Consider the following 17166-nt stretch of genomic DNA (forward strand, 5'->3'; position numbering starts at 1 on the left):
ATTTGCCTAACTTACCAATATGGATACATTTACCCCTAGCATTGACAGGAGGTTTTCTTCTCGGAGCAATTTGGGGAGCGATCGCTGGTTATCTCAAAGTCGCCCGTGGTTTAAATGAAGTGCTGACTACCCTCTACTAAATTACATCGCTCAAAATTTTGTCAACTATATGGTAAATGAACCACTTATCGCCCCCGACGCTCCTAGTCCCTACACTCCTCTAATTGCCGAGTCAGCGCGTTTACCGATAATTTTGCCCAAAACTCAAGCTCACGCCGGAATTTTATTGGGGTTAGCTATTGCCATAATTTTAGCCGTCGTGTTGTCGTTTACAGCTTTCGGTTATCAAGTAGATGCCGTGGGGCAAAACCCTACTGCAGCTCGTTACGCCGGAATTTCTGTTAACCAGACTATTCTGGCAGTCATGGGTTTATCCGGTGGTTTAGCAGGTTTAGCAGGAAGTGCAGAAGTATTGGGAGCAAAATATCGGTTGTTTGAAAACTTTTCACCTGGTTATGGTTTTGACGCGATCGCCATTGCGTTATTAAGTCGGGGCAACCCACTCGCAGTAGTTTTAACATCCCTATTTTTTGGCGTTCTCAGGAGTGGAGCGAATGTGATGCAGCGGAGTGCGGGGGTGTCGATAACTATTGTTTATGCTATTCAAGGTTTGACAGTGTTATTTTTGGCAATAAGTTTGAAAAAGGAGTCAGGAGACAGGAGTCAGGAGTCAGAATGAATTAAGTAACAATTAAGTTTAAAAAAGGAGTCAGGAGACAGGAGTCAGGAGTCAGAATGAATTAAGTAACAATTTAAGCATTTTGTAGGTTGGGTTGACAAAGGAAACCCAACAAAAGGCGTTGCACAGTGACGAATGATTTTATATTTTTGATGAACAGGATTTTGGATTTGATAATTGCTAGAATGACTAATTAATAGTTTTTTTTAGTTAAAGTCTAAACTAATTTTTGGTAATATCATTCCATAATGTGCAACCCCCAACAAAAAGTTATAATTGTTTGGGTGTTGCTGTAGTGGACACAACTCAAATGGTGCGTTACGACGGGTTGTTAAATGCCACCCACAGTCTAAATTTTAGCGGTCTAACGCACCCTACTGGACTAAAATGACAAATATCAATTTTTTCTCTGATTATTTATCTGCCACAATTCGACTTTCTGTTCCTCTAGCTTTTGCTGCTTTAGGTGGAATATTTTCCGAACGTTCCGGCATTCTAAACATTGCTTTAGAAGGAATGTTATTAACAGGTGCTTTTATCAGTGCGGCTGTTTCTATTTCCACTGAAAATGTCTGGATAGGAACATTAGTAGCAATTTTTGCCGGGGGAATTTTAGGCTTAATTCATGCCTATCTTTGTGTCAGTTTAAAAGTCAATCAATTAGTTTCTGGTTTAGCAATAAATTTAGCAGTATCAGGATTAACTGCTTATGGAGCTAGGGTATTATTTGACAGTGGCACAATTGCTCTACCAGGTATTGAAACTATCAATTTTTTGGGATTAAAATACCTACCAATTTTAGGAATATTTTTCAATCAAGACCTATTATTTTATTTACTTTTGCTATTAATTCCCGTTTCTACTTATATCATTTTTCATACCAGTTGGGGTTTAGCTTTAAGAGCAGTTGGTGAATATCCTCAAGCAGCAGCAACAGCAGGAATTTATGTGAGTTTAGTGCGTTATTTAAGTGTAGGTTTTAGCGGTTGTTTAGCAAGTTTAGGAGGAGTTTATTTAGCATTAGTTCATGTTAAATTTTTCACCGAAGGTATGAGTAGTGGAAAAGGTTTTATTGCTTTGGCAGCCATAATATTCGGTAGGTGGCATCCCGTTAATACAGTTTTAGCTTGTTTATTATTTGGCGCAACAGAAGCTTTGCAGTTAAGAGTTCAAGCTTTTAATCTGAATATTCCGTATCAATTTTTAGAGATGTTGCCTTATGTTATTGCTCTATTAGCTTTAATTGGTTTAGCAGGTAAATCTACCCCTCCTGCTGCTTTGGGAAAGCGTCAGTAGGGGAGTGGCTCACACGGATTATGGCACGGATACACGGATACGGAAGGGAGTGGGGGAGTAGGGGGAAATGAGAAGATTCTTCAACAATTAATAATTAATAATTAATAGTTATTAATTGTTGAAAACGGAATTGATTGACGAACAGAAAAATTAATTCATTGTTTCTCCTTTAAAGGAGAGGCTTTAAACCTTAATTATTCGGTAAGTAGCACGATTTTTTGTATTTCATATAAGATGCGTGAAGCAGTATTCTAAATAAGTCTAGAAAATATGACTCTCACTACGAAAGTATTGAAACTATAAAAACCTCAAAACTTAAAATTTTCTCACTGCATAAATTAAAATATTGATATCTCAAAAAAAAATAACCATTAATTTTTTGTATATTTTCAATATTATTAAAAACAAAAATAACCTTCAATAACATCATTTTTATATTTTAATTTTTGCTTGAATACCTCGCCGTCTACAGGATATTTACAATTAGTTAATTAGTTGGGGTTATCAGACACGAAGTAGCAGGTAGTTGATTATCCCCATCCACTTTTTCCTTTTTATTTGTAAGCATTCAGCTATCAGCAACAAGACTTTCTCATATAGGACAGTGTTTAAATTCAAATAGACTTTAAGGTCAAGGGAGTCTACTTTTATAGTAAGACAATTAATAACGCTTTGATAGTAAACTAAAAGTAGTAGCTGATAGCTGACGTCTGTTTGCGCAGCATTCCGGAGGAAATGCTTACTTTTATTTCTTCCTTCTTCCTTCTTCCTTCTTCCTTCTTCAATCCCAAACTTTTAACCTCCAAATAACTTTGGAATAATTTAATCTTTATAACATCCTAGAAACAGAAAAACTATGGTATTATACTAACCTCATTAACCAAATCTAGAGTACAACTACCAATGGCTAAAAGCGAAACCAGGAACGAAGCAGAAGTTCGTTCACAAAGAGTTGATGAATTACGCTCCCTGGGAATAGACCCCTATCCTAGTAAAGCAGTAGAGCGATCGCACACTGCTCAACAAGTTATAAACCTATTTTCCCCTCCAGCAAAAGAATTAGAACCAGGGGAAGCAGACCCTGATGAAAAATTATTAAAAGTTTGTGGTCGTATTACTTCTAAGCGCGATAGTGGTAGTATTGGTTTTATTAACTTAACAGATGAAAGTGGAAAAATTCAACTTAAAATTGAGAAAAAATTAGTTAAGGGAGACCCTGGTTTAGGCTTTAAACAAATACAAAAACTCCTCGATGTGGGAGACTTTATTAGTGCCGAAGGAATAGGTTGTCGAACTAACCGAGGTGAGTTATCAATTCAGGTAAATAAACTCGATCTTATTTCTAAAGCTATTATTCCATTTCCTGACTCTTATTATGGTGTAAATGACCCGGAAATTTGTCGTCGTCATCGAGAAATGGATTTAGCTGGAAATGCCGAATCTTTACAGCGTTTTAGAATGCGGAGTAAAATTTTACAAAGTATTCGTACATATCTTTGGGATGCTGGATTTTATGAAATAGAAACACCAGTTTTACAAGCAATTTATGGAGGTGCTGCTGCTCGACCTTTTATCACTCATCATAATGCTTTAGATGTTGATTTATATCTGCGAATTGCTACAGAATTATTTTTAAAACGGGCAATTTGTGGTGGTTTTGAACGGGTATTTGAATTAGGTAGAGTATTTAGAAATGAAGGAATAGATAGTACCCATAATCCTGAATTTACTTCCCTAGAAGTTTATCAAGCTTATGCAGATTATTTTGAAATTTTGGGTTTGGTAGAAGATGTTATTTGTTATTGTATGACCAATGTTTTAGGAGATATAAAAGAGATAGAATATCAAGGACAAATTATTAACTTAGAACGTCAATATGACCATAGTCAAAAATATCCTAATTTCACTGGCAAACATTGGCAAGTTAAAACAATGGTAGAAGCAGTTAAGGATGAAACAGGACTAGATTTTGATAACTTAGAATTGCCAGAAGCTATTAAAGCGGCAGAAAAATTAAACCTCAAATTATCCAAGTTAGAAACACAAAGTTTGGGTTATCTTTTATATGCTGTTTTCGACCAAAAAGTAGAGTCAACTTTAATTCAACCTACTTTTGTAATTGATTTTCCTGTAGAAGTCAGTCCGTTAGCAAAAAGACATCATAGCAAACCAGGTTTTGTCGAAAGATTCGAGTTATTTATTCACGGTACAGAATATTCCAATGGTTTCTCCGAGTTAAACGATCCTCAAGACCAACGCCAACGTTTTGAGGAACAAATTGCCCAGAGAGATGCAGGAGATGATGAAGCACATCCAATGGATGAAGATTTTATTCAGGCGTTGTCCTTGGGGATGCCTAACTGTGGTGGGATGGGTATTGGGGTTGACCGTGTCGTGATGTTATTGACCAATACTCAAAGTATTCGGGATGCGATTATGTTCCCGACTATGCGCTCGACTTTGAAGGATTGAAGAAGGAGTCAGTCCTCAGGAGTCAGGAGGGAAGAAAGAAGAAAAAGGAAAAAGGAGAAAGGAGAAAGGAGAAAGTTTTTTTACCACGCTCTTATCCGGACATGATATTACAGCATATTTCGGGTAAATGGTGAAAACATTGTAGTGCGGGCATCTTGCCCGCTATGGGTGTACCTCATAGAGTCGCAAAGTGCTGTAGATATCTCTGAGAAAAAATGTAGAGCAACTTCTATAACTAAATCTGGCGGTGGCGTAGTGTCGAGGTTAGTAATGGCTGTTCCTTTTGGAGCCAAGTCTGCTCGTTTCCCAATATAATTAAGATATATCTGGTTGACACTCTCTGATACCTGTCATTCTATAGCTACAGTTATCTAAACTATTAAAAGCAAGACCTTTGATAGTGCAAAAAAGATTAATTGCAAATAGAATAATTGCATTATTTCTGGAGTGGTCAGGTCCTATTGGCATAGTTTCAATTCTGATTTGCTCGTTGTGGTAATAGCATTTAGCTTTTTTATAGGCAGGGTTATTTGCCATTTCGATGAATTCATCCCAGGTAGCGATCGCCCATGTATTTGTTGGCAGATTTGTTTTGATGGTACTCATAGAAACTCCTTTTTTAACCCAAATCAAGATGTTGATTTAATTCTCCAGTACATTCTCAAATAAGATTCTATAGCGCTGCGCGCAGGCAACAGGCAACAGGCAATAGGCAATAGGGGAATAAAAAGCCGTTTGCGCAAGCATTCCGTAGGAATCATATAAGACTTTTAGCTATTGGGCACCTCCTGCAATTTGAAATATACCAGCGCGCACTGCTATATAACGTCTTCCCCCTTGTTCCTTAAGACCTACGGACGTTGCATACACCATCTGTCAGGCCGTTCGCCCCTACTCCCTACTCCCTACTCCCTACTCCCTACTCCCTTGAGTGTAGTGAGAGTCTTAATTAAGGAAACTCTCCAAAGTTGCAGCTACTACCCTATGATCTTCGTCTCTGCTCAAATAACTTAAAGCGGCTTTTGCTTGAGGGTCTTCAAATCTCCTTAACGCCTGAGCAACTCGTAACCGGGTCATCCAAGATTTGGCACTGACAAAATCTAAAAGTTTTTGTAAAGCTTCAGTTTCTTTAATTGTTCCCGCCAAAGCACCTAAAGCATGAATGGCAACTTCCTTGACGGTCAAATCTTCCCCTGCGATCGCACAAAGACAAACCTCATAGAGTGCTTCAGGAAATGGCATATCTATAAGAGGAGCGAGAATACTCCGACGCACTAACCAATTATCGTCTTGACGGAATGTTTCTAGTAAATGAGGAATTGACTCTTCTCCAAATTTAGATAGGGAGTTTGCAGCTTCAGCTCGTACATTGTAGTCTTGGTCATTTTTCATCATTTCCAGTAATATTTTAAATGATTCTGGGCTGCGTTTATTGCCCAATCCCATTGCTACAAATGAACGTACTAGAAATTCTGGGTCGCGCTGTCTAGTTATGAGCAAAGGAATTGCTATTTCACTTTCATAATTTCTCAACTCGGTCAGTGCTTTGAGTCTCTCTTGAGAATCAGAGCTATTTAAGTATAACTGAATTTGCTTCATTTCCATGTTAAGGCTTCCTTAATTTTATTTACGTTTCTTTACAAATACTAGCAACTAATCCCTAAATCTGGGATGATAAATTTCAGAAAAATACAAAAATTGATGAGAAAGTCATTATGTCTGAAACTATAGAAGCCAATACTTCAACACCAAAAGCTCAAGAAATCGAAGAAGTAATCAAAGGTTTAGAGGAATATCGGGAGCGTATTGTCAATGACACTATAGAAACAGCGAAAAAAGTTAAGATGCCTAAAGCCAAGGTAATGGCCAAGTTGGAACAAAATCCAGAATTGTCCTTTATAGATAAAACCCTGAAAGAGCTGCGTTTACAACAACCTACACCTTTAACTGAAACAGCCAAACAATTAATTCCTAAAGCGAGAATAGTTAGTTTTAAAACTTGGGAAGAGGTTTTACCAACAGAATTAATTCAACTATTTCAAATGGCTGATGATGAAGGTCGTTATTTAACAGATGATGATTTACAGGTACTCAAAAATTCTGCAAAAATGCCAACTTTTTCTCTTGAAGCTGCTAGTTTACTTCGAGATTGTGCAGCAGAAATAGTTGATGAAGCTAGGGAAAAAGTATTAGCAAAATATCCGAATATTACAGCAGAAGGAGGCGATTTATATCCACCAGCACGAGCCGAAGCTTGTTGGCGAGACTTCTGGCATTTTTTACGTTGTATTACTTATGGAATTGCTGGCGATCGGACCGATTTTACCAGTACTGAAGGTCTGCATTATATGAGTTTACTTTATCAAGAATTGCTTGTACCACTATCAGCAATGGTGTTAGGTTTAGAAGCGGTTAAAACGGCTAGTTTCAAAAGATTTTCCGAGGAAAAACAAGCAGAATTAGCTCCTTATTTTGATCATTTAGTTAGTAAATTACAGCAGTTTTCTACTTGTTGAAGAAGGAGTCAGGAGTCAGTCCTCAGGAGTCAGGAGGGAAGAAAGTCCAGTAGTGGACTGACACACCTAATTTTTTGCATTAGGGAGTAGGGGAGTAGGGGAGTAGGGGAGTAGGGGAGATAAAGACACCTAGAAATAACAATCTATTGCACAGTTTTAGCTGTGTCAGTCTACTACAAGTAAAATTTACAAGTAAAATTCGATGCACTAAATAAAGCTTAAAACTCAGAGCAATATTTTTCCTTCTTGCTTCTTGCTTCTTGCTTCTTCCTTCTTCCTTCTTAAGCATAAAACTCAAAAATAGGTTTTCCTATGAGTAAAAATATTATCGATTTATATGAACCAATTAATATTCCTAAAATAGTAGATGAAAATATTTGGATTGTTGATGGGGGAATTGTCACAATGGCAATGTATGGAACCAAGATTCCATTTCCTACACGCATGACAATTGTGCGACTAAAAAATGGTGAATTATGGTGTCACTCTCCCATAGAATTAACCCCACAATTAAAAGCAGAAATTGATAAATTAGGTGTAGTGCGTCACTTAATATCACCTAACAAAATTCATTATACTTACATTCATAATTGGGCAAAAGCTTATCCAGAAGCTACTGCATGGGCATCACCAGGAGTTTTAGAACGAGCAGCACAACAGAAAATTGAGGTGACTTTTCATACTTTTTTAGCAGATGAAGCACCCATTGAATGGTCAGAAGAAATTGCTCAATTAATTTTTCGAGGTAGTAGATTTATGGATGAAGTTGTTTTTTTTCACCGCCAAAGTTCTACCCTTATTCTGACAGATTTGATTGAAAATTTTGAGCTGGATAAAGTTAGTAAAAAATTTGGTTTTCTCATAAAGTTGATTGGTTGTGCAGCTCCAAATGGTAAGACACCACTGGATTTGCGAGTAACATTTTGGGGGCGAAAAAATCAAGCTCGTGAATGTTTCAAGCAGATGTTAAAATGGGAGCCTCACAAAATTATTTTATCCCACGGAAAATGGTATGAAGAAAATGGTACTGCTGAATTAAATCGAGCTTTTGCTTGGTTGGGAGAGGGTTAACGAAATCAGAAGTCAGAAGTCAGAAATCAGAAGTTATTAATGTGACTTTTCAAAAGTTTTGTATGCTTTAGCGTAAAAGGAAAATTTTTTTGATGACGAACGACTTTTTTGTCAATATCGACCTATCAAAAAAAATAGCATCATCTTACTCACTACCAATCCAAATTTAGACTCGAAATTCTGCCCCGATCGCCAATACATCTATCAAGTTTATGAAGACGGCACAATGACAATTTCACTAGACAAACCCCCAGAATGGGCAAAAGATAGAGGCCTGCCTTTAACCTATAGCGATCGCACCCCACCCAAACAAAAAATAGCTGTAGGTTGGGTTGAGGAACGAAACCCAACAGATAAAACATTTAACTACCAAAAGTTGAGTTGGGTTGCGCTGCCGCTTAACCCAACCTACGATGAGATTAAAACTTATATTGAACAGCTCGAAACTAATCCAAACTGGAAGGTTCGCAGTCAGGCAGCAAAAGCTTTAGGAAAATTCAATCAAGACCCCGATACTGTTATTCCAATTCTCATTGCTGCCTTAGAAGATACAGATGAAGTCGTGCGCTTGAATGGCAAATTTCGTAAGACCAGATTTTAAACTGCCAATATCAGACACCCGTTATTTTTTTGGGCGCAATGATATGTTGGCAGCTATTGAGCGATCGCCTTTTTCAGTACGCATTTTATTAGGAGGTCATCGTCTGGGAAAAACCAGCTTATTAAATGAGATTCAACATCGGTTTCTGACCTCTAGAAATTCCGACTATCAAGCATTTCCAGTGTTATTCAACCTCCAACAAGAGCGACCAGAAAATTTAGACCATCTGCGCTATTTAATGATTGCCCGTCTCCAAGAAGCTTTCGCAGAATATAAAGAAGGTAGGTTATCTAATTGGCGTAAAAGTTACCGTCGTTTACTGCGACAAATTTCGGGAGGAGAGATAAAAAAAGTCGGTATTTCCCTAAAAGTGACTAACCCAGACTACGAACGTCGCCTGATAAATGAAGATTTCCGCCAAGACTTACTAAGAATACTGAAATCTTTGCAAAAGAAAAATTTTGTGGGTGTTTGCTATTTGATAGATGGTGCAGAATTTATTGTGAGTCAGGAATGGGCAAACGATGCTTGGAGTTACCTTCGAGCTTTGAAAGACACTGACACTGCTCTCAAACCATTTGTCGGTTTGATTTTTTCTGGTTATCAAGACCTAAAAGATTATCAACAAAAAGTTGGTTCTCCCCTGCTCAACATTGCTGAAGTAGAATGGTTAGGAGCATTAAAAGAGGCAGATATGCAACAGCTCATTGCCTACCGTCGTCAAATTGAAAATATTTTCCTCACTAACGAAGAAATAGAGCAAATAATTGAATGGTCTGGCGGTCATCCCTATTTGATTCAACAATTACTCAACACAATTTTTGATTATAAAAATTCCGATCAATCTTATGTAATAGATAGTTTAATCAACAACTTAATTCGTCAATATGATGGAGATTTTTCTGCTTGGTGGGGTAATAAAAAAAGGAGTTATAGTTTTAGTGCAATTGAGCGATCGGTTTATTTAAAACTGATAGAACAGAGAATGGGAACAACTGAATCTCTAGCTCAAGAAGTTGACTTAAGTATTGGAGAAATAGCAGACGCTCTTGAGGTATTAGCTGGTACAGGAGTAATTCAAAAATTTGATGATGAGCAGTATAAAATTGGGGCAAAAATATTTGAACAGTGGGTTAAATAGGGTTTGCGTATGGAAAGTCTTTTTGCTGGGGTAGGAGACAGGAGACAGGAGAAATGGGAATTTAGAGGAGGTAGAAGTAAAAATTATAAGAATGATTTTTCTGCCCAACTATGAGCCTAAAATACTAACTTTTTGAGCATTTTAGACGTGATACCAGGCACTTTTTTCGAATTTGATATTAGTAAATGATGAGAAATATTTTGGCTAATCAATAGTAAACGATCGCCTTTAATTTGCCCAGGGAAAAACTGACAAAAGTAGCGATCGCTCTAATTCAAATATTTATAATAGCCGTTGCTAAAACAAACTAGAACCTGGAAGGAGAAAAACGCCACACCTTAATCGTGTCATCAAAACTACCACTAATCAAAGTTTTACCTCGAGGGTCAAAAGTCAAATTCACCCAAGCCGAATGTCCCTTAAGGGTTCCTACCAAACCACCTGTATCAATTTTCCAGAGTTTGATCGTACCGCCAAAATCTCCACTAGCTAGAGTCTTACCATCAGGACTAAACTCCAGAGACTGTACTTTCTCTGAATGACCCATCAAAGTACGTTGAGAGCGCCTAACAACTCGTCGGGGACGATTACTGTCCAAATCCCAAAGTTTAATCGTATTATCCCAACTACCACTAGCTAAAGTCTTACCATCTGGGCTAATAGCAACAGACCATACAGGCCCATCATGTCCTCTGAGTGTGCGTAACAATCTACCATAACGCCAATCCCATAGCTTAACAGTACCATCATTACTACCACTAGCCAGAGTCTGACCATCAGTACTGAAAGTAACAGACTGAACCTCATCTAAATGTCCATAAAGAGTATATAAAAGTAGACCACTATTCAAATCCCACAATTTAATAGTTTTATCTTTACTCACACTGGCAATAGTATTTCCATCTGGACTAATAGCTACAGAAAAGACATCCTTAAGATGACCATACAATGTATTTTTCAAAGTACCACTGTAGATATTCCAAATTTTAATCGTGCTATCACTACTAGAGCTGACTAAAGTACGACCGTCGGGACTAACAGCAACAGACCACACAGGTCCATCATGTCCTGATAATTTACCCAGATTCTTACCGCTACGCAGATGTAACAGTTGAATATTTCCATTCGTACTACCACTGGCAATAATACGACCATTAGGACTAGCTGCGATTGACCAAACAGGGCCAGAAGTGGTCGCTAAAGTTTGCAGTGGAGAAAGTCGGTCTATGATTCCCGTAGATGGAGATATGGGAGGGAGGGTACTAATACTAGAGTCAAAATCATCTACTTTTAGTTGAGGAGACCTTGGTTCTAACTTAGGAATATTATTGGATGAAGATAATGGCTGAGTTTGGGGAGATGGTAAGCGAGAACTAATACCTAAAGATAATAAAGCGATCGCTGCTGCTCCCCAAGCAGTTACAGTCCACCGTGGTTTCTGTAGGATAACATCTACTGGTGTTGGTCCATATTTGATATCTTTAATAACTTCTGCTACAGACTGATACCGTTGACGATGGTCTCGCTGTACCATTTTGTCTAATATCCGACCCAGATGGCGACTAATGGGATGTTTTAAATAGTCTCGCCACGACCACTTATCTGCTTTAATATCAAATAGTTCAAAGGGTGAAACCATTGTCAATAGGTGGAGACAAGTTACTCCCAAACTATAAATATCACTGTTGGGGTAGACTTTCCCTTTTGTTTGTTCTGGGGCAGCATATTCAGCAGAACCATTAATACTTCCTATTGATAATAAATCTCCAGTAGCAGAAATTGTCACACCAAAATCAACTAAAACAAATTCTTGAGTATTTGTCCCTGGTTTTGTCCGACAAATAATATTTTCTGGTTTAATATCTCCATGAATCAGGTGATGGTCGTGGATAAACTTCAAGACTGGCAACAATTGATTTAATATTTGCCAAATTTTATGTTCACTAAAGACACCTTCTTCTATGAGTTCTGTGGCCAATTCACGGCCTTCAATATACTCTTGTACGAGATAACGGTGGCCATCATGTTCTACAGAGGCTAATAGTTCTGGAATCTGGGGATGTTTACCGATTTTGTCTAGTTGTACTGGGTTGCAACTAAAGGTCGGAATAACTTCTTGACCTTGAAAAACTAGATCTTTTCTGTCGTCTAGACTGACAAACTCTTTAATGATACACGGCGGTTTGGAAGGTTTGTCTTGGTCAATGGCTAGAAATGTATGGCTCCAGACGCTTTCGCCTAAGGGTTTGATGACTTGGTAGCGTTCTTTGAGTATAGGGGGGCAGTTGGATATTCCCCCTATTGTCTCATTTTTGCTGACAATTTTCTTGTCAGGGTCTTCTGGATTTTGGCTGTGAGAATTGATGCGAGGATTCATAATCAGCAATCAATTAGCATATTTGTTCTATGATAGTATTTCTTAGATTTTAGCTACAAACATGAAATGTTGGTTATGGGCTGTAAAGCGTTGTGATGGTTATAAAGTACAACTCAATAGTTATAGAGATAGTTTGAATTAAATTTTTTATTTTCTGCTCGGATAATTTTGAAATACAGATTTGTTGTCTATTACGATAAATATAAATGACAAAGAGTGGATAGGTTGGAGATATTTGTGTGGTTTTAATAATGTTTATTGTTGGTAAGTATTCACCTAGTTCGCAGTCAAATTTTAGCTGTTTCATAAATAATGAATATACACTGCTAAAGTCAAGGTTAGTTTTTTTTCAATACTTTGAATTCTCCTTAAATCTCTCAATACTAATTTCTGCTATAAAGGCAATGAATTAATAGCTGATAGCTGAAGTCTGCAGTTCCGACCATAGGAGGCTAGCTGACTAATGTTTGCCCAGCATTCTGCAGGAAATGCTTACATTGTTGATTATTTACTAAGTTAAATTAACTGCTATTAAATTCTTCATCTCTGCTCAATTTCTACTTATATAGCAATCCGCGCAAAGGTTTGTGAAAATTTTTATAATAGTTAATTTGAACTGAAAACATGAGTAAATTATAAGGAGGTCTACTGACTCAGTCCTCCTAACTAGCACCCAAATATTACAACCTAAATAAGATTGCTATAGTAATCTATGCAGGATTTATGAAAAAACTAAAATATTGATAATAAATCCTGAAATTATTATCATTATTTTTTCTTTTAACGACCATTATCTGGTGATTTTTTCTTCTGCTAAAATCAAACTCACTGGTTTCAAATGACCAGAGATTTTTTAGATAACTATAACAGAAGTGCTATGGGCAAAAAACTGGCTAGCTTTAGCAACTATATTATCGGTTTAGTCAATTCAAAAAAACTTCAAAAATTGAAATTTTTCTGATGATTTTTGCAGTCATTTCCTCATTATTTATGCCAAAATAATATTTTTAAGTCTCAATATAATATTGATATTTAGTATTTTTATTTGATATATATAATATATATTGAGGTTTTTTATAAGAAAAAAGAAGCGCGCCTATAGATTACCCAATATCCTTGTGTTTGCTACTATTTAATTCTGTTTTCCCTCCTCAAATATTTCCTCCATACCTTTTTCATAGCTTTTGGTCTCCACATCCCAGATAAAAACGCTATTTATCCAAAAAACTAATTTCTAGAAGACTTAATCAAACAAGAGATTTTTGGTAAAACTTCATAGTGCGAAGTCTACAAATTAAATAAACCTGCTATATATTATAAACTAGGGATGAAAAAAATAATCAATTTTCAGTATTCAAGTTAAAACCTCATAGTAATTAACAATTAACCATGCCTCTAATCCGAATCAAAAAATCTTGGGAAATTCCTGAAACAAAAATAACTCCAGAAACTACTTATTTAAACCGTCGTCGGTTTATGAAAAGTCTAATCGGTGTTGGTTTAAGTGCTACTGCATTATCTACTCTTACCAGTTGTGGACGAAACTCCAAAACATCTTTAACTTCAGAAGCAGTAACATTACCAATGACTGGTAAATTCACAATTAATCCTAACTTTTCTGAAGTTGACCGACCTATAACAGACGAAGCTCTTGCCACAAAATATAATAATTTCTATGAATTTGGTGGTAATAAATCTATTTGGCAAGCTGCTCAAGCTTTACCCACTGAAAATTGGAAAGTTGAAGTTAAAGGCTTAGTCAAAAATCCTCGTATTTATGACATAGATGAACTACAAAAAAAGTTTCCTCTAGAAGAAAGAATATATCGGTTTCGGTGTGTTGAAGCATGGGCAATGGTAATACCTTGGTTAGGTTTTCCCATGAAATTATTAATGGCAGATGTGGAACCAACATCAAAAGCTAAATATGTTCGTTTTACCTCTTTTTACGATGCAGAAATTACTCAAGGTCCTGGTTTTTGGGCTAATGGTTATCCCTGGCCTTATACAGAAGGTTTGAGAATAGATGAAATGGCTAACGAATTAGCTTTTTTTGCTGTAGGAATGTATGGTAAATCATTACCTAAACAGAATGGAGCGCCATTAAGGCAAGTTATTCCTTGGAAGTATGGTTTTAAAGGCGCAAAATCAATCGTAAAAATTGAATTTATAGAGTCAAGACCAGCAACATTTTGGAATACTTTGGTACAAAATGAATATGCTTTTGAAGCAAATGTTAATCCTAATGTACCTCACCCTCGATGGTCACAAGCAACTGAGAGAATATTAAGTGAAGGTGCAAGTTGGTCTTGGGAAAAAATTCCAACTTTACCCTATAACGGTTATGGAGAATATGTTGCTAGTCTTTATAGTTAATAGCAGAATTTTTTGTAGAGGAAAATATGAAAGTTTAGTTGATAAAAATATAGTTTTATCCCTCATATAAAATTTAGAAGATCTATAGCAGGGAATAGTTCAATAATTGATAATTGATAGTGGATAATTGATAATTACCTCTCCCTAAAACTGATAGGATTGAATAAAAGGAAAAAATAATTTTTTTTCCCTTGAAAGGGGGAGGCTTTAAACCTGAATTATTGAATTATTGAATTATTAATTATTCGGTAATAGAAAAGAAGAAAAACAACTGTACCTCAGTAACTTTAGAAACGCTATAGCAGAATTTTTTGTAGGGGAAAAGATGAAAATATAGTTGATAAAAATGTAATTTTATTGTTCATCTGGAATCTGGAAGCTCTATAGCAAGGAACGAGTTGCTTAGAACATAGATTGATTATGAACTAGAGAGAGAGAAAAGCTTTTCCCACTGTTCCCTATTCCCTAGCGCTGCGCGCTATACTAATTAAAAATTTGTAATAACCCAACTAATTTTTAATATGGCAATACAACTAAAAGTTCCATCTATTGCTTGTGGTGGATGTGCAGATACTATTACGAAAGCAATCAAAACTCAAGAATCGGAAGCTGATGTCCAAGTGGATGTGGAGCAAAAAATTGTGACTGTGGAAACTAAAGCATCTGAGGAGTCCATTCAGCAGGCGATCATTGCTGCTGGCCATACAGTTGAATAAAACAAATTTTGCCATAACATAAGCTGGTAACCTGGGGGACTTTCTTTGAACAGACTCCCAGGATTTTTCATAGCACAAGGAAGAAGAAAGAAGGAAAAGTTTTGCGTTGCCTGAGTTTTAAGCTTTTTATCTGTCTTAATCTTTTCTTGAACTGCTATATTTCATTTCGCCACAGTTGTCGTCGAACTTGAAAACTTGTTGTGTAGTTTATTTCTCAGTAATGCTTTTTCTTTTTCTTTGTAATTTAACCATGTTATTCGAGTAAGAAAATCTTGAGTTAAGTGGAGGGATATTGCTTTGCTAAATCCTTGGCGATCGCTTGTTTTTTTCGTGATTTTTTATAGGGGATAGAATTAGGAGGTGTAGCTCTAAAATTCTAAGATGGATGCTGCTATTAGTAGAACTAAAATGCAGTTAATTTTACTTAAAATATCGAAAAAATTAATAAGATGAATGTTCTTACTTGGAAGGATATAGAAATTTATGCTGAAAGTACATTTGATACCTTCTTTAAGGGGATATTTTGTTCCGATAAATTTATAGTTTCAGGATGGGAAAAGTCAGATTTAGAAAGGAATAGTTTAGAATGGGTTCGACAAGGATGGGAAATACTTATTAAACTAGAATTAGCAAACTATTCAACTGAAACAGAGCGCAGTAAAGTTATTATTCGTTATTAAATATCCTTTTTCTTATCGCACATTTGAGCTACTTTCAAAACTGCATAATAATCCAAAGCTAAATTTTTATCTACGCCATAAAAATAAATTTAAACAGCACATTGAAAAACCATTTCAGGAAATTTATCGTCAAGTAGCTAATCAAATGCCTAATCAAATTACTAAATGGTTAGATATGAACTGCGAAATGTTTGCTTATCCAGGATGGAATTTGTACTACGAAGGAATTCTTTGTTGTAAAGATGCCTCTATGAAAAACCCTCAGTTATTTATATGTATAAGCGATGATAGTTTGTTTTTTGGCTTGATTATCTTTAGAGGCAGTTATTATAAAAAGATTTTTCTGGAAAACCTTCAAAAATATCCGGAAGTGAAAGATTTTGTGCTCAAAAATAAATTGGATAGTCGCTGTCAACTTCACGGTAAGAAAAAACGTCGCTCAAGTTATTCTTTAAGTTCTTGGTTGAAAAATCCTGCTGGTAAAAATACAACACATAAAAGTATTCAATCTAGCGTACATCTTTCAATTGAAACTGTTTTACATTCTTCAACTGAAGAGTTAACTAATCGAATATTTCAAACATTTAAAACAATTTTTCCATTGTTTTTGATAGCAATTTGTGACGAACCAATGTCAGCTATTAAAGAATACATGAATCCTTATAATCAACTCTGCTTATCTTTAAATTATCAACCGACCTTACTAACTAATAAGACTAATAAAATTAAGCTGAAATCTATATACACCCTCTCCCAATGCGCTCAAGAAACCAACATCACCGAAATACAAATTACCCAATGGATACGCGCCATCAACCGCAAAAAACAAGCCATATTTCAAGGTCCATCCGGTACAGGTAAAACCTTCATCTCCCAAAAACTAGCCCAACATTTAATTGCTGGAGGTGACGGTTTCTGGGAACTCATCCAATTTCATCCTGCTTACACCTACGAAGACTTTATTCAAGGTATTCGACCGCAGAGCGAAGATGGTAAACTCACCTACCCTGTTGTTCCCGGTCGCTTCCTGAAATTTTGTCAAAAAGCAGCACTCTGTCAAGATACCTGCGTACTCATAATAGATGAAATTAACCGCGCTAACCTTTCCCAAGTTTTCGGGGAACTTATGTATCTCCTGGAATACCGCGATGCTAAAATTCCCCTTGCTAATAGTGGAGAAT

General features: G+C 36.4%; 16 protein-coding genes. 12 read left to right on the forward strand and 4 right to left on the reverse strand.

From position 1 onward, the window contains the following. Window positions 1-169 precede the first annotated feature (169 nt). The 4 genes from F6K18_RS34255 (at window position 170) to lysS (ending at window position 4507) form a co-directional block, all read left to right on the forward strand. Complete coding sequence (locus F6K18_RS34255) at window positions 170-739, forward strand: hypothetical protein (RefSeq protein ID WP_287527575.1); 570 nt, start codon at window positions 170-172, stop codon at window positions 737-739. A 229-nt stretch (window positions 740-968) separates the two neighbouring features. After that, window positions 969-1130, forward strand: coding sequence for a hypothetical protein (locus tag F6K18_RS34260; protein ID WP_161565005.1), 162 nt, complete (start codon window positions 969-971; stop codon window positions 1128-1130). Further along, window positions 1127-2035 (forward strand): ABC transporter permease, encoded by a 909-nt coding sequence (locus tag F6K18_RS34265; RefSeq protein WP_287527576.1) that lies wholly within the window; start codon window positions 1127-1129, stop codon window positions 2033-2035. The genes F6K18_RS34260 and F6K18_RS34265 overlap by 4 nt, the downstream gene beginning before the upstream one ends. Before the next feature lie 903 nt (window positions 2036-2938). Further along, window positions 2939-4507 (forward strand): lysine--tRNA ligase, encoded by a 1569-nt coding sequence (lysS, locus tag F6K18_RS34270; protein WP_287527578.1) that lies wholly within the window; start codon window positions 2939-2941, stop codon window positions 4505-4507. Between the two features lie 107 nt (window positions 4508-4614). On the opposite strand, the gene F6K18_RS34275 is transcribed toward lysS, so the two are convergent. From F6K18_RS34275 to F6K18_RS34285, 3 genes are all read right to left on the reverse strand, one after another. Further along, the gene (locus F6K18_RS34275) at window positions 4615-4800 is read right to left on the reverse strand and encodes a hypothetical protein (protein WP_287527579.1); all 186 of its coding nucleotides are present in this window, start codon (window positions 4798-4800) and stop codon (window positions 4615-4617) included. Window positions 4801-4822: 22 nt separating this feature from the next. Next, window positions 4823-5113 (reverse strand): hypothetical protein, encoded by a 291-nt coding sequence (locus F6K18_RS34280; RefSeq protein ID WP_287527581.1) that lies wholly within the window; start codon window positions 5111-5113, stop codon window positions 4823-4825. A 339-nt stretch (window positions 5114-5452) separates the two neighbouring features. After that, window positions 5453-6112: a HEAT repeat domain-containing protein gene (locus F6K18_RS34285; protein ID WP_287527582.1), complete on the reverse strand. Its 660-nt coding sequence runs from the start codon at window positions 6110-6112 to the stop codon at window positions 5453-5455. A gap of 110 nt (window positions 6113-6222) precedes the next feature. On the opposite strand from F6K18_RS34285, the gene F6K18_RS34290 reads away from it, so the two are divergent. The 4 genes from F6K18_RS34290 to F6K18_RS34305 all read left to right on the forward strand — a co-directional run bounded on the left by F6K18_RS34290 (window position 6223) and on the right by F6K18_RS34305 (window position 9836). Further along, window positions 6223-7023 carry a phycobilisome protein gene (locus tag F6K18_RS34290; RefSeq protein ID WP_287527583.1) on the forward strand — a complete coding sequence of 267 codons (801 nt, stop codon included), beginning with the start codon at window positions 6223-6225 and terminating at the stop codon, window positions 7021-7023. Window positions 7024-7335: 312 nt separating this feature from the next. Then, window positions 7336-8094, forward strand: a complete 759-nt coding sequence (locus F6K18_RS34295) for a DUF4336 domain-containing protein (protein ID WP_287527584.1) — start codon at window positions 7336-7338, stop codon at window positions 8092-8094. Window positions 8095-8320: 226 nt separating this feature from the next. Next, window positions 8321-8695 carry a HEAT repeat domain-containing protein gene (locus tag F6K18_RS34300; RefSeq protein WP_287527585.1) on the forward strand — a complete coding sequence of 125 codons (375 nt, stop codon included), beginning with the start codon at window positions 8321-8323 and terminating at the stop codon, window positions 8693-8695. Beyond that, window positions 8667-9836, forward strand: coding sequence for an ATP-binding protein (locus tag F6K18_RS34305; protein ID WP_287527586.1), 1170 nt, complete (start codon window positions 8667-8669; stop codon window positions 9834-9836). The genes F6K18_RS34300 and F6K18_RS34305 overlap by 29 nt, the downstream gene beginning before the upstream one ends. A gap of 307 nt (window positions 9837-10143) precedes the next feature. On the opposite strand, the gene F6K18_RS34310 is transcribed toward F6K18_RS34305, so the two are convergent. Then, window positions 10144-12213, reverse strand: a complete 2070-nt coding sequence (locus F6K18_RS34310; RefSeq protein WP_287527587.1) for a serine/threonine-protein kinase — start codon at window positions 12211-12213, stop codon at window positions 10144-10146. A gap of 1389 nt (window positions 12214-13602) precedes the next feature. Between F6K18_RS34310 and msrP the strand changes: the two genes are divergently transcribed. From msrP to F6K18_RS34330, 4 genes are all read left to right on the forward strand, one after another. Then, window positions 13603-14589: a protein-methionine-sulfoxide reductase catalytic subunit MsrP gene (gene msrP / locus F6K18_RS34315; protein WP_287527588.1), complete on the forward strand. Its 987-nt coding sequence runs from the start codon at window positions 13603-13605 to the stop codon at window positions 14587-14589. 521 nt (window positions 14590-15110) lie between these two features. After that, window positions 15111-15305 (forward strand): heavy-metal-associated domain-containing protein, encoded by a 195-nt coding sequence (locus F6K18_RS34320; protein ID WP_287527590.1) that lies wholly within the window; start codon window positions 15111-15113, stop codon window positions 15303-15305. A gap of 449 nt (window positions 15306-15754) precedes the next feature. After that, window positions 15755-15985: a hypothetical protein gene (locus F6K18_RS34325; protein ID WP_287527591.1), complete on the forward strand. Its 231-nt coding sequence runs from the start codon at window positions 15755-15757 to the stop codon at window positions 15983-15985. A gap of 145 nt (window positions 15986-16130) precedes the next feature. After that, on the forward strand, window positions 16131-17166 hold a 1036-nt coding region (locus tag F6K18_RS34330; RefSeq protein ID WP_287527592.1), incomplete at its 3' end, for an McrB family protein.

The organism is Okeania sp. SIO2C2, from assembly GCF_010692625.1.
GTDB classification, from domain to species: domain Bacteria; phylum Cyanobacteriota; class Cyanobacteriia; order Cyanobacteriales; family Microcoleaceae; genus Okeania; species Okeania hirsuta.

What these genes read in the sequence shown, in the direction of transcription:
- F6K18_RS34255 (WP_287527575.1), top strand. Translation starts at nt 170, where the DNA reads ATGGTAAATGAACCACTTATCGCCCCCGACGCTCCTAGTCCCTACACT.
- F6K18_RS34265 (WP_287527576.1), top strand. Translation starts at nt 1,127, where the DNA reads ATGACAAATATCAATTTTTTCTCTGATTATTTATCTGCCACAATTCGA.
- lysS (WP_287527578.1), top strand. Translation starts at nt 2,939, where the DNA reads ATGGCTAAAAGCGAAACCAGGAACGAAGCAGAAGTTCGTTCACAAAGA.
- F6K18_RS34280 (WP_287527581.1), bottom strand. Translation starts at nt 5,113, where the DNA reads ATGAGTACCATCAAAACAAATCTGCCAACAAATACATGGGCGATCGCT.
- F6K18_RS34285 (WP_287527582.1), bottom strand. Translation starts at nt 6,112, where the DNA reads ATGGAAATGAAGCAAATTCAGTTATACTTAAATAGCTCTGATTCTCAA.
- F6K18_RS34290 (WP_287527583.1), top strand. Translation starts at nt 6,223, where the DNA reads ATGTCTGAAACTATAGAAGCCAATACTTCAACACCAAAAGCTCAAGAA.
- F6K18_RS34295 (WP_287527584.1), top strand. Translation starts at nt 7,336, where the DNA reads ATGAGTAAAAATATTATCGATTTATATGAACCAATTAATATTCCTAAA.
- F6K18_RS34300 (WP_287527585.1), top strand. Translation starts at nt 8,321, where the DNA reads ATGACAATTTCACTAGACAAACCCCCAGAATGGGCAAAAGATAGAGGC.
- F6K18_RS34305 (WP_287527586.1), top strand. Translation starts at nt 8,667, where the DNA reads ATGGCAAATTTCGTAAGACCAGATTTTAAACTGCCAATATCAGACACC.
- F6K18_RS34310 (WP_287527587.1), bottom strand. Translation starts at nt 12,213, where the DNA reads ATGAATCCTCGCATCAATTCTCACAGCCAAAATCCAGAAGACCCTGAC.
- msrP (WP_287527588.1), top strand. Translation starts at nt 13,603, where the DNA reads ATGCCTCTAATCCGAATCAAAAAATCTTGGGAAATTCCTGAAACAAAA.
- F6K18_RS34320 (WP_287527590.1), top strand. Translation starts at nt 15,111, where the DNA reads ATGGCAATACAACTAAAAGTTCCATCTATTGCTTGTGGTGGATGTGCA.
- F6K18_RS34325 (WP_287527591.1), top strand. Translation starts at nt 15,755, where the DNA reads ATGAATGTTCTTACTTGGAAGGATATAGAAATTTATGCTGAAAGTACA.